The sequence below is a fragment of the Streptomyces sp. 142MFCol3.1 genome, assembly GCF_000424945.1.
Classification (GTDB): domain Bacteria; phylum Actinomycetota; class Actinomycetes; order Streptomycetales; family Streptomycetaceae; genus Streptomyces; species Streptomyces siamensis.
This window is the reverse complement of the sequence record NZ_AUKV01000022.1, coordinates 54,709-67,279: the sequence shown is the minus strand read 5'-3', so window position 1 is coordinate 67,279 and position 12,571 is coordinate 54,709. Positions and strand designations below refer to the sequence as shown.

The window sequence follows — 12,571 nt, the reverse complement described above, 5'->3', positions numbered from 1 at the left end:
TAAAGATTCCCGTTCCGGGTCATGCGTCGCCGTCGTAGCCGCCCCTTGTTGTACCCACAGCCGCCCGGTTTGTCACATCTGGGAACAGATGTCACCCAACGCTTCAGCATCTTTGACGCGCAGTAACGGTACGCCTGGCAGGCCAAACGCGTACACTACCGCTCTTTGGCGCCGGGTGCTAAATCCTGTCCGGTACGGGATTCCCCGCGTCGCGGACCGCCTGCCCCACCGAGACCCGGGCGAGCAGCACGAACCCGATGACGAAGAAGGCCACCAGCGAGACGATCGCGTCCCGATAACTTCCGGTGAGCTGGTACGTCAGACCGAACAGCAGCGGCCCGAGCCAGCTCATCCCGCGGTCGCTCATCTCGTACGCCGAGAAGTACTCCGCCTCCTTGCCGCGCGGCACCAGATGCGAGAACAGGGAGCGCGACAACGCCTGACTGCCGCCCAGGACCAGGCCGATGCCGGCGGCGAGGACGAAGAACCAGACGGGCCTGCCCGCGGGGAGGAAGTACCCGGCGCCCAGGGTCACCGTCCAGGCGACGAGCGAGCCGAGGATCGTACGTTTCGCGCCGTAGACGCGGGCCAGCCGCCCCATGCCCAGCGCGCCGCCGACGGCGAGCACCTGGACCAGCAGGACGGCCACGATCAGGGTGGACTGACTCAGCCCGAGCTCTTCGGAGCCGTACACCGAGGCCTGCGAGATGACGGTCTGGATGCCGTCGTTGTAGACGAGGTACGCGAGCAGGAACGCCAGGGTGAGCGGTTTGCCGCGCATGTCCCGCACCGTGGCCGCCAGCTGCCGCCAGCCGTGCACCGACGGCCCCCCGGAGGCGCGCGTACGGCGGTCGCGCAGCCGTGTGAGGGGGACGAGGGTGAAGGCGCCCCACCAGATGCCCGCCGACGCCAGACAGATGCGGACGGCAGTCGACTCGGAGACGCCGAAGGAGTCGTGGCCGGTGAACAGGACCAGGTTCGCGACCAGTACGAGGGAACCGGCCGCGTAGCCGAAGGCCCAGCCCCGGGACGAGACGGCGTCGCGTTCCTCCGGCGGGGCGATCTGCGGCAGGTAGGAGTTGTAGAGAACCATCGACACGGCCACCGAGGCGTTGGCGACGACCAGCAGCGCCCCGCCCAGCAGATAGCGGTCGCCCTCCAGGAAGAACATGCCGGTGGTGGCCGCAGCACCCAGATAGGCGGCGGCCGCGAGCAGCGGCTTCTTGCGGCCCGTCCGGTCCGCCGCCGCGCCCGCCACCGGCATCACGAGGATCGACAGGACGACGGACGCCGAGACAGCGTAGGCGAAGAAGGAGCCGGCACGGACCGGGACGCCCAGGGGGTGGACGAAGCCCTCCGCGTCCGCCGCGTGCTCCGCGACCGACGTGAGGTAGGGGCCCAGGAAGACGGTCAGCACGCTCGTCGAGTAGACGGAGCACGCCCAGTCGTAGAAGTACCAGCCGCGCTGCTCGCGCCGGCGCTCGGCGGCCTCGTCGGCCGGCTCCGTGCGCACGGTGTCAGTGCTCACCCGTGCCCCTCGCTTCCCCGTGGACGGACCGCGCGAGGAGGCTCAGAACCAGGTGCCCCGGTCTTCCAGGACCTTGCGCAGCGTGTCGATGTGATCGGTCATGATGCCATCGACTCCCAGGTCCAGGAGCCGGTGCATCCGTTCCGGTTCGTTCACGGTCCACACGTGCACCTGGAGCCCGCGCGCGTGGGCGGCCCGTACGAAGCGGCGGTCGACCACCGGCACACCGAAGTGCGACTCGGGCACCTGGGCGGCGACCGCGGAGCGGCGCAGGGGCGCGGGCACGCCCCAGGAGCGCAGCCGCAGGCCGAGGACACCGCGGGTGCCGTACGACGTCGCAAGGCGCGGCCCGGCCAGGCGCTGGGCGCGCGCGACCCGCGCCTCGGAGAAGGAGCCGAGGCACACGCGGTCCCAGGCCCCGGTCCGCTCGACCAGGTCGAGGAAGGGCCGGAGCGCGGGTTCGGCCTTCACGTCCACGTTCCAGCGCACGTCGGGGAAGATGTCGAGCAGTTCCTCGAACAGTGGCACCGGTTCCTTGCCCGCCACGCGCGCGCGGCGCACGTCGTCCCAGGGGAGGTCCGCGATCCGGCCCTCCCCGTCCGTCACCCGGTCCAGGGTGTCGTCGTGGAAGGCGACGAGTCTGCCGTCCGCCGTCGCGTGCACATCGGTCTCCATGTAGCGGTAGCCGGTCTCGACCGCGCGGCGGAACTGGGCGAGGGTGTTCTCCAGGCCGTCCGCCGCCCCGCCCCGGTGCGCGAACGCGATCGGGCCGGGATGGTCGAGGTACGGATGGCGTATGCGCGTGCTCACCCGGGCAGTATCGCGCGCTCCGGTTGCCCGGCGGCAACGACGGCGCTGCCGGCCGGTGCCGTCGGGACGGCGAACACACGCAGGAAGAGCTGGGCGAGGGGGCCGATCGCGACCGCGTACAGCACCGTGCCGACGCCGACCGTGCCGCCGAGCGCGAAGCCGGTGGCGACGACGGCCAGTTCGAGGACCGTGCGCACCACGCGGATCGAGCGGCCGGTGCGCCGGTGCAGGCCCGTCATCAGACCGTCGCGGGGGCCCGGGCCGAAGCGCGCCGAGATGTAGAGGCCGGTCGCCACGCCGTTCAGCAGGACGCCCGCCACCAGCAGCGGGATCCGCACCGCCAGTGTGTGTGCGTCCGGCAGCAGCGCCAGTGTGCCGTCCATGGCGATGCCGACCACGAAGACGTTGGAGACGGTGCCGAGGCCCGGGCGCTGGCGCAGCGGGATCCAGAGCAGCAGTACCGCCGCCCCCACGATGATCGACACCACGCCGATCGTCAGACCGGTCAGCTCGGCGAGCCCCTGGTGCAGCACGTTCCAGGGCTCCAGACCGAGCCCCGACTCCACGAGGAGCGCCGAACTCGCGCCGTAAAGGGCCAGGCCCACGTACAGCTGGACGAGGCGGCGAGGCAGCCGCCGGGACTGGGGGCCCGAGGGGCTCTCGACGGGGTGCGAACGCGCGGAGCGGATGGACAAGTGGTGCCCCCTGTGGTCGGACTGGCCTGGCTCGTGACACTCTGTGGCTTGAGAAGAAAAGCCATCCATGGCCAATTCGGGGAAGGTGGACTGGAAATCATGGCGCAGTGGACCTCGGCGGTGGGCGCCGCACAGCTCGCCCGGCTCCTCAACTCCCAGCAGGAGCGGCCCGCGGGCCCCGGGACCCGCCGACCGCCCGCCTACCGCGCCCTCGCCGACGGCATCCGGCTGCTGGTGCTGGAGGGCCGGGTGCCGGTCGCCGCGCGGCTGCCCGCCGAGCGGGAACTGGCACTGTCCCTCTCCGTCAGCCGTACGACCGTCGCCGCGGCCTACGAGGCGCTGCGTGCCGAGGGATTCCTGGAGTCCCGGCGCGGTGCGGGCAGCTGGACCGCCGTGCCGGCCGGCAACCCACTGCCCGCGCGCGGCCTGGAACCGCTGCCCCCCGAGGCCCTCGGATCCGTGATCGACCTCGGCTGCGCGGCGCTGCCCGCACCCGAGCCCTGGCTCACCCGCGCCGTGCAGGGCGCCCTGGAGGAGCTGCCGCCGTACGCGCACACGCACGGCGACTATCCCGCGGGGCTGCCCGCGCTGCGCTCGATGATCGCGGAGCGGTACACCGCGCGCGGGATCCCGACCATGCCCGAGCAGATCATGGTGACCACCGGGGCGATGGGCGCGATCGACGCCATCTGCCACCTGTTCGCGGGGCGCGGCGAGCGCATCGCCGTCGAGTCCCCCTCCTACGCCAACATCCTCCAGCTGATGCGCGAGGCCGGAGCCCGGCTGGTGCCCGTCGCCATGGCCGAGGGGCTCGCGGGCTGGGACATGGACCGCTGGCGTCAGGTCCTGCGCGACGCGGCCCCGCGCCTCGCCTACGTGGTCGCCGACTTCCACAACCCGACCGGCGCCCTCGCGGACGAGGGCCGGCGGCGGGGGCTCGTGGAAGCGGCACGCTCGGCGGGGACCGTGCTCGTCGTCGACGAGACGATGAGCGAGCTGCATCTGGAGGACGGACTGGACATGCCGCGCCCGGTGTGCGGCTTCGACCCCGCGGGATCTACTGTCATCACCGTCGGCTCCGCGAGCAAGGCCTTCTGGGCCGGGATGCGGATCGGCTGGGTGCGTGCCGCTCCAGACGTCATCCGCAGCCTGGTTGCCGCCCGTGCCTACGCCGACCTGGGCACACCCGTGCTGGAGCAGCTCGCCGTGAACTGGCTGCTCAGCACCGGAGGCTGGGAGCAGGCCGTGGACATCCGGCGCGGGCAGGCCCGGGAGAACCGCGACGCCCTCGTGGCCGCGGTGCGGCGTGAGCTGCCCGGATGGGAGTTCTCGGTGCCCCGGGGCGGCCTCACGCTGTGGGTGCGGACCGGCGGCCTGTCCGGCTCCCGCCTGGCCGAGATGGGCGAACGCGTCGGCGTACGCGTCCCCTCCGGCCCCCGCTTCGGTGTGGACGGCGCCTTCGAGGGCTATGTGCGCCTGCCGTTCACGGTGGGCGGCGCGGTGGCCGAGGAGGCCGCGGTGCGCCTGGCGGCGGCGGCCCGCCTGGTCGAGAACGGCGCGAGCACCGGGAACGAGGCGCCGCGCACGTTCGTGGCGTAGCTGCCCTCGAAGCCCTCGAAGCCCCCGCAGCGCCCGAAGCCGTACGGCCGGGGCCCACGTCGCCACGCGCACCGGGCTTCGACACCATCAGGCCTGAGCCGAGGGACTTCGGCTCAGGCCTGATGAGAAGGTGCGGAACGGGACGGGAGTCTCAGCCCTCGGCCGCCACCGGGAGGGACGCCGTGGGCTGGGCGTCCGCGGTGAGGGACTTCGCGGGCTGTGCCTCCCCGGGGAGCGCCTCGACGGGCCGTGTGTCCGGGGCGCCCGGAGTCGTCCGTCCGGGAAGCAGGCCGAGCACGGCCTGCCGTTGCGCCTCGCTGGTCGTTTCGTCGTACGGGTCCGGAGTCGCCGGGACCTGGATCCGGAGGACGGGCCCGCTCCCGAGCCGCGCGTAGCCGCGCCCGGGCGGGACGTTCCGGGTCGGCGTGGTGTGCGGCGGGGCCCCGAGCACCGCCTCCAGCTGCTCGGAGGACGCCGCCCCGAGCACCACGCGCGCGCGGGTGTGCTGCCGCACGGCGTCGCTGAGGCAGTCGAGGCTGTCGAAGTGCTCCGCCACCACCACCATGACGCCGGCTGCCCTGCCGTGGCGGAGGGGGACCTGGAGGAGCGCCTGTGGGTCGTTGCGCCCGTCGGCGGCGGCGAGGTGGCCCAGAGCGCTGGGCCTGTCCAGCAGGATCCACAACGGGTTCTTGACGTCGTCCGGAGTGGGGTGCCCCGCCTGCCGGGCGCGGTTCGCGGCGATCAGCCGCCGCTCCGTCTCGTGCGCCGCCCATTCGAGGCTCGCGAGGGCCCCGGCCGGCGCGCACTCGACGGCCAGCACGCCGTCCCTGCCGGTCAGGCAGGCGTACTCGCCGGTGCCCGCACCCTCGACGACGACCACGTCGCCGTGCTGGAGTGCCTGGAGGGCGATGGAGCGCAGCAAGGTGGTCGTGCCGCTGCCGGGCTGGCCCGCGATCAGCAGGTGCGGCTCGGTCGAGCGGACACCCGTGCGCCAGACGACGGGCGGGACGTCCCGCTTTTCCTCCCCGTGGGTGAGGGGCAGCGTGCGCTGGACGTCGGCGGGGTCGGTGAAGCCGAGGACCGTCTCGCCGGGCGCGGTGACGAAGCGCTGGGCGGCGATGTCGGTGGGCAGCGGAGGCAGCACGTCGACGGCGAGTTCGTTGCCCTCCTCGTCCCACGCGAAGTGGTACTCGCGACCGCGCCCCGACTTCGCGTGCAGCAACTGCTCGATCCGGGCCCGGGACTCCGTCTCGCCGTCCGTGAAGTACGCCGGATAGCGGACGAGGAGACGGGACACGCGCCCGTCGTCGTCGAACTCGAACGAAGGGAAGGCCTTCTCCCAGTCGCCGCCGTGGGCGTACAGGGGAGCGGGGTCCTCGGCCGTCGAGAAGTACGGGACCAGAGCCTCGTACAGCGACTGGAGGCGCTGGACCTGGGACTCGTCGGGGCCTGTCGGCTCGGGCGCCGCGCGTTCGCGTCCGGTCCACGCTGCCGCCGCCATCAGGCTGATGGCGGCGAGCAGCGGCCCGTACGGCAGCAGAGCCACGACCATGACCGCGGAGGCCGCCAGGAACAGCAGCGGTCCGCGCCGGTCCTTGGGGGTGTCGGCCCACTTGCGCCGTCCGGCCCCGGCCAGCCGACGCAGTCCACGGGTGATCGTGATCAGCGGTTGGAGGACATCGGTGGCGCTGTCGGCCGCCGTCCTGGCCAGCTCCCGGCTTCGGGCGATCTGCGCGCTGCCGCTGCTGAGAATGCGGGGGAGGGGGCGCCGGGCCACTGCTGTCTCCTGGTGGTGCGTGCGAGGGGGAGGGGCGTCAGAACTTGATCCCGCCGAGGAGGCTCGCCAGGCTCTCGCCACCGGCCTTGATGCTCGGTGCGATGGCCGTGCTCGCCAGGTAGAAGCCGAACAGGGTCGACACCAGGCAGTGCGATGCCTTGAGACCGTCCTTGCGGAAGAAGAGAAAGACGATGACGCCGAGCAGGACCACACCTGAGATGGACAAGATCATTTGAGCTCTCCTGGTTCGTGGGGACAGTCACCTGGTTCGTGGGGACAGTCACCATGAGTACTTCCAGGATCACAGGATGTATCCATACGATAAAAGGTGCAACTGGGTGATTTCGTGGTGATTTCATCCAGGTGGCAGAGTCGTCCTGAGGCGCCCGGGTGGGCCTGATGCGTTCGCCGTCGGCCCGTGGATCCGCTGTGATCTTTGCCGTCGGCGGGGCCGGTCATGTGCCGCCGGAGCCAGTACGCTGGCGATTCACCCGTACGGGCGCATCCCTGACCCCGTGCAGGTCCGGGCGTGACGGCTCCGCTCGCTGTCGTAAGCTCCCGCAGTCCCCGTTGTTGTCGTTGTGAGAGGCGGTCCGGCCGATGAGTGAAGCCCCCGACCCCGAGGTCGTGGAGCTGGCGACCAAGATCTTCGATCTGGCCCGCCGCGGCGAGACCGAGACGCTGGTGGCGTACGTCGACGCGGGTGTTCCGGCCAACCTCACCAACGACCGCGGTGACTCGCTCGTGATGCTCGCCGCCTACCACGGCCACGCCGAGGCCGTCCGCGCCCTGCTGGAGCGCGGCGCCGAGGCCGACCGCGTGAACGACCGAGGCCAGACACCGCTCGCCGGTGCCGTCTTCAAGGGTGAGGAGACCGTGATCCGGGTGCTCCTGGACGCCGGCGCCGATCCCGCCGCCGGGACGCCCTCGGCCGTCGACACCGCACGCATGTTCGGCAAGACCGAACTGCTCGAATTGTTCGGCGCGCATTGACGCATACATCCTGACCAGGCGAAACGCGAAAAACGGGGGAGGCGGTACGGGGCCGCCGGAAATACGGTCGCGGCAGGAAGAACTGCCGAGTCATCATGACGTCGTGATTCACGGACGCGATGGCTGGGCAGGTGTTGCCGCACCGCGCGGGCCGTGATCCGGCCCGCATGGGCCACCGACGAGAGGCAGAGGAAGATGGTCTACAGCAAGCAAGAAACGGCGGGCGCACCGACGTGTTGTCACGCGGCCAGGTAATGCAGGTTCCCGGTTGCGTCGACGCTTGATGTGAGGCTGTTTCCCATGTTCGATCCGGTCATAGCGCCCAGCGCCACGCTGCTCGGCCTGCTCCAGAGGGGCCGCGGCGACGGCACGCTGCACGCGCTCACCGCACCGCGAGCCGAAGCGCTCGCGGCGCTGAACCACTGTGTGCTGCGGGACCCCCGCCACGACTGGCAGGTGGAGAACCGCTCCCTCTACTACGCCCGTCTCTACCTCGACCTGAGCGGCGAGCTCGACGAGATCGAGCGCCACCTCTTCGACGTCGAGGACACTCTCGACGAGTGCGAGTCACGCACCGGGCTCGCCCTGGCGGTTCTCGGCCACCTCGCTTCGTACGGCAGGCGCGGCGCGCTCGAACTGCTGCGCAGGTACGCCGCCGTGGGCACCAACTGGGCCTGGGCCCTGGACGAGCTGGCGCTGCGTGACGACGATGCGGGACTGCGCGCCCTGGCCGAACCCGTGCTCGCCCGGTTCCCGGCCGGTCCGGAGGGCGAGGCCGCCCTCGCCGCCGTCGTGCGCGACGCCTTCGAGCCCCGGCCCTGGCGACTGTGGGCCGACGATCCCCGCGCATCCGTCGGCGCGCGCGTGCGCGGCGCCCAGGAGGCCGGCTCCTTCGACCGCTGGCAGCGCCAGATGCGACCCAGCGGGCCCCGGCCCGGCTGGAGCGTGCAGGCGGTCTTCGACTGGGCGCAGCAGGGCATGGACCGCGGGGCGGCACTGCACGTCCCCGCCGCCCGCTGCCTCATGGCCGTCGCGGGTCCCGAGGACCGGGCGGAGATCGTCGCGGCCGCACGCGACGGCGGGGAGGGCGCGCGCTGCACCGCCCTGCGCTATCTCGCCGAAGGCAACGACCCCGAAGTCCTCGACCTGATCGAGACGGCGGTCGCCACCGGTTCGAGAGCCGTCGTGGACGCCGCCGTCGACGCCTTCGAGCGGATGCGCAGCGTCGCCGCCGTCGACCGGGCGCGCGGCTGGGGGCACCGGCCCGACGTCCTGGGGGCCGCCGCCGGGCGGATGCTCGCCTGCCGGGGCGGGGCCCAGGACAGCGAACTGGTCCTCGACGCACTGCGCGAGGCGGTACGCGGCGAAGGCCCCGACGCGCCCACCCTGTGGACCCTCGTCGACGGCGCCGGACGGCTCGGCATCGCCTGTGCCGCCCCCGTGCTGCGGCACATCTACCGGGAGACGGCGTCGTCCCATCTGCGCGGGCGCGCCGCACGCGCCCTGGCCGCCACCGACCCCTCGTTCCCCGCCGGCTTCGCCGTCGAATGCCTGTGGGACTGCGAGGAGACGACCCGCGAGGTCGCCGCACGGCACGCCGAGACCGGTGACGCGCGCGTGGTGGACCAACTGCGCCGGCTGGCCACGGATCCGGCCGAGGAGGCCGATGTCCAGACAGCGGTCCGCAGCCGGATCGGACCCGACATGCCCGCCGTATGAACGTTCGGTGACCCGTGAGTCAGGGGGGCGTGGACGCGGGCTGACCTGGACAGGGGCGCAGCGCAACGCTCATGGGACGTTCCCCGCGCGGAAAGATCCACTTTGACGCGTCCACGTCCGGCACGGCGACAACACCGGTATGCGTGTCGTCATCGTGACCGAATCCTTTCCCCCCGATGTGAACGGCGTGGCCCACTGCGCGCTCCAGACCGCCCGGCACCTCGTCGATCGCGGTCACGCCCCCCTCGTCGTCGCTCCGGCGTCCCCCAAGTCCCCGGCGTCCCCCAAGTCCGCCGCGTCCGCCAAGCCCCCGGCGTCCCCCAAGTCCGTCCCGGCCCCGGCCGATTCCCCGTTCTCCGCTCCGCCCGGGTGGGAGGACGCTCACGGACGGGGCGGTGAACCCGTCGCGGGGAAGAGGGCCGACGCCTCGGCGCCCTGCCCCGTCGTCCGTGTCCCCTCCCTCCCGCTCCCGGGCTATCCCCAGGTCCGCGTCGCCCTCCCCAGCCGACGCGTCGCCGCCGCGATCACCGAACACCGCGCCGACATCGTCCACCTGGCCAGCCCCTTCGTCCTCGGCGTACGCGGCATGGCCGCCGCCGCCCGGCTCGGCATCCCCGCCGTCGCCGTCTACCAGACCGACCTCGCCGGCTACGCCCGCACCTACATGGGCGCCGGCGAAGCCACCGCCTGGCGGCGCATACGCTCCGTGCACGCCGCCGCCGACCGGACCCTCGCCCCGTCCAGCGCCGCCCTGGCCGACCTGGAGGCGCACGGCGTGCCCCGGGTGCGGCTGTGGCCGCGCGGCGTCGACACGGTCCGCTTCCGCCCCGGACACCGGGACGAAAGGCTGCGCCGCGAACTGGCGCCCGGCGGCGAACTGATCGTGGGCTACGTCGGCCGCCTCGCCCCCGAGAAGCACATTGAACTGCTGGCCGGCGCCTGCGGCCTCGACGGCGTGCGCGTGGTCGTGGTCGGCGACGGCCCGAGCGGGACGACCCTGAGGGGAGCCCTCCCCGGCGCCGTGTTCCTCGGCCGTCGCACGGGCGACGAACTCGCCCGTATCTTCGCCTCCCTGGACGTCTTCGTGCACACCGGCCCCTTCGAGACCTTCTGCCAGACCGTGCAGGAGGCCATGGCGAGCGGCGTGCCCGTCGTCGCACCCGCCGCGGGCGGGCCGCTGGACCTGGTCGCCCACGGCCGCACCGGACTGCTGGTGCCGCCGCGCGACGCCGGCGCCGTACGGGACGCGGTGGCCGCCCTCGCCGCGGACCCCGGCCTGCGCAGGGCCTACGGCACCGCGGCGCGGGACATGGTCGAGGGCCGCACCTGGGCCGCCGTCGGCGACCAGCTCATCGGGCACTACACGGACGTGCTCTTCGCGCGGAAGCCGGTGGCGGCATGAAGCTGCGCATCGTACGGCTCGCCAACTTCGTCGCCCCCGCCTCCGGCGGCCTGCGCACCGCGCTGCGTGAGCTCGGCGCCGGCTACCGGGCGGCCGGGCACGAACCGGTCCTCGTCGTCCCCGGCGAGCGCGCGAGTGACGAGGAGACCGAACAGGGCCGGGTGATCACGCTGCCCGGACCGCTGCTGCCCGGGACGGGCGGCTATCGGGTGCTCACCGACAAGCGGCGGGTGGCCGGGCTCCTGGAGTCCCTCGCGCCCGACCGCCTGGAGGTCTCCGACCGGACCACGCTGCGCTGGACCGGGGTGTGGGCACGGCGGGCCAGGGTGCCGGCCGTGATGGTCTCCCACGAGACCGCCGACGGGGTGCTCCGGACCTGGGGGCTGCCGCAGGGCCTGGCCCGGCGGACCGCCGACGCCCTCAACGTCCGCACCGCGCACACCTACGCGCGCGTGGTGTGCACCACCGAGTTCGCCGAGCGCGAGTTCATCCGGATCGGCGCCCGCAACGTCGTACGCGCCCCCCTGGGCGTCGACCTGGTCGGACGGCATCCCGCGCTGCGGGACGACGCGCTGCGGGCCCGCCACGCGCGCGGGGGCGAGGTGCTGCTCGTGATGTGCTCGCGGCTGTCGGTCGAGAAGCGGCCGGGCACGGCGCTCGACGCGCTGGAAGCGCTGCTGCGGCGCGGACAGCGGGCCGTTCTCGTCGTCGCCGGAGACGGGCCGCTCAGGGCCAGGCTCGAACAGCGCGCACGAGAGCGGGGCCTGCCCGTCACGTTCCTCGGGCACGTCACCGACCGTGCCGCTCTGGGCGCCCTCCAGGCCACCGCCGACGTGTGCCTGGCGCCCGGGCCGGCCGAGACGTTCGGGCTCGCCGCGCTGGAGGCCATGGCCTGCGGGACCCCCGTGGCGGCCAGCGCGCTGTCCGCCCTCCCGGAGATCGTGGGCGCGGCCGGCGCCACGGCGGCGGACAGCGGGGAGTCCTTCGCGGACGCGGTACGGCTGCTGCTCGGGCGGCCCGAACGCGAGCGCAGGGAAGCGGCACGCGCGCGTGCGGAGTGCTTCGGCTGGGACGACGCCGTGGCGGGCTTCCTCGCCGCGCACGACGCCGAGGTCCAGGCGCGGCCGCGTCTCCAGGAGGGCGTGGGATGAGACCGCTTCGGTTCGTGGCCCTCGGCGACTCGCTCACGGAAGGCGTGGGCGACTTTGTGGGCGAGCGCCGGCGGGGGTGGGCCGCGCTGCTCGCCGACGGCCTCGCCCGGTCCGTCGACTTCACCAACCTCGCCGTGAGCGGGGCGCAGACCCGCGACGTGCTGGAGCGGCAGACACCGGTGGCGCTGGCCATGCGGCCGGACGTGGTGTCCGTCGTGATCGGCGTCAACGACACCCTGCGGTGCACCTTCGACATCCATGCCGTGGCCGCCCGGCTCGACGAGGTGTACGCGGCCTTCCGGGGCCAGGACGCCGTCCTGCTCACCGCGTGCCTGCCGGATCCCGGCGCCATGCTCGGATTGCCGGGCGCCCTGGCCCGCCCCCTGGCCCGGCGGCAGCGGGCCGTCAACACCGTCGTGCACGCGCTGTCCGAACGGTACGGGGCGGTGCACCTGCACGCCGCGGAGGGCGCGTGGCTGCGGGACCGCGCGATGTGGAGCGCGGACCGGCTGCACCCCGGAGAGCGCGGGCACCGGCAACTCGCCCTCCGCTTCCATGCGTTGCTCACGCGCGAGGGCATCGCCCAGGGGACGGCGCCCGGCGCCGAGCCCGAGTTCCCGCCGCCGACCCGGTCGGCCGGCCTGTGGTGGCTGGCCACCGCGGGCACGGGGTGGGTGGCTCGCCGGTGCACGGACCTGCTGCCGCAACTCCTCACCCTCGCCGCCGCCGAGGTACGGCACCGGGCGCGCGGCACCAGCGCCCGGCTCGACCTGAGCGCCTCGCACGCCGTGGCGTCCGCGCTCGCCGCCCTCTCGGCGGCCGAACAGCCGGACGTGGCATGAGGACGGGGCCGCGACCTTCTCGGGGCGGCGCATGGCTGCTCGGCGTAGGTGTGCG

General features: G+C 73.3%; 11 protein-coding genes. 6 read left to right on the top strand and 5 right to left on the bottom strand.

The features are described from left to right. Positions 1–178: 178 nt before the first annotated feature. Genes H305_RS0129430 through H305_RS0129420 form a run of 3 tightly spaced genes read right to left on the bottom strand, consistent with a single transcriptional unit; the run spans position 179 to position 3,102 of the window. Complete coding sequence (locus H305_RS0129430; protein WP_028803625.1) at positions 179–1,528, bottom strand: MFS transporter; 1,350 nt, start codon at positions 1,526–1,528, stop codon at positions 179–181. 42 nt (positions 1,529–1,570) lie between these two features. After that, positions 1,571–2,338, bottom strand: coding sequence for a glycerophosphodiester phosphodiesterase (locus H305_RS0129425; RefSeq protein ID WP_028803624.1), 768 nt, complete (start codon positions 2,336–2,338; stop codon positions 1,571–1,573). Next, complete coding sequence (locus tag H305_RS0129420) at positions 2,335–3,102, bottom strand: YczE/YyaS/YitT family protein (protein ID WP_420708154.1); 768 nt, start codon at positions 3,100–3,102, stop codon at positions 2,335–2,337. The genes H305_RS0129425 and H305_RS0129420 overlap by 4 nt, the downstream gene beginning before the upstream one ends. 30 nt (positions 3,103–3,132) lie before the next feature. Here H305_RS0129420 and H305_RS0129415 point away from each other — a divergent pair, with 30 nt between their 5' ends. Then, complete coding sequence (locus H305_RS0129415; RefSeq protein WP_028803622.1) at positions 3,133–4,632, top strand: PLP-dependent aminotransferase family protein; 1,500 nt, start codon at positions 3,133–3,135, stop codon at positions 4,630–4,632. A 151-nt stretch (positions 4,633–4,783) separates the two neighbouring features. Here the strand turns inward: H305_RS0129415 and H305_RS0129410 are convergent, their stop codons facing one another. Together H305_RS0129410 and H305_RS0129405 are read right to left on the bottom strand one after the other, a co-directional pair. Next, a complete protein-coding gene (locus H305_RS0129410; protein ID WP_028803621.1) occupies positions 4,784–6,409 on the bottom strand; it encodes an ATP-binding protein in 1,626 nt (541 codons plus the stop codon). Between the two features lie 37 nt (positions 6,410–6,446). Continuing rightward, the gene (locus H305_RS0129405) at positions 6,447–6,641 is read right to left on the bottom strand and encodes a hypothetical protein (RefSeq protein WP_028803620.1); all 195 of its coding nucleotides are present in this window, start codon (positions 6,639–6,641) and stop codon (positions 6,447–6,449) included. 368 nt (positions 6,642–7,009) lie between these two features. Between H305_RS0129405 and H305_RS0129400 the strand changes: the two genes are divergently transcribed. The 5 genes from H305_RS0129400 (at position 7,010) to H305_RS0129380 (ending at position 12,516) form a co-directional block, all read left to right on the top strand. Continuing rightward, positions 7,010–7,402, top strand: coding sequence for an ankyrin repeat domain-containing protein (locus H305_RS0129400; protein WP_028803619.1), 393 nt, complete (start codon positions 7,010–7,012; stop codon positions 7,400–7,402). A 300-nt stretch (positions 7,403–7,702) separates the two neighbouring features. Further along, on the top strand, positions 7,703–9,121 hold the full coding sequence (locus H305_RS0129395) for a hypothetical protein (RefSeq protein WP_028803618.1): 1,419 nt from the start codon (positions 7,703–7,705) through the stop codon (positions 9,119–9,121). Between the two features lie 139 nt (positions 9,122–9,260). Further along, positions 9,261–10,523 carry a glycosyltransferase family 4 protein gene (locus H305_RS0129390; protein ID WP_028803617.1) on the top strand — a complete coding sequence of 421 codons (1,263 nt, stop codon included), beginning with the start codon at positions 9,261–9,263 and terminating at the stop codon, positions 10,521–10,523. Then, positions 10,520–11,674, top strand: a complete 1,155-nt coding sequence (locus H305_RS0129385) for a glycosyltransferase (protein ID WP_028803616.1) — start codon at positions 10,520–10,522, stop codon at positions 11,672–11,674. Before H305_RS0129390 ends, H305_RS0129385 begins: the two co-directional genes overlap by 4 nt. Next, a complete protein-coding gene (locus H305_RS0129380) occupies positions 11,671–12,516 on the top strand; it encodes an SGNH/GDSL hydrolase family protein (RefSeq protein ID WP_028803615.1) in 846 nt (281 codons plus the stop codon). The genes H305_RS0129385 and H305_RS0129380 overlap by 4 nt, the downstream gene beginning before the upstream one ends. The last annotated feature ends 55 nt before the right edge of the window (positions 12,517–12,571 follow it).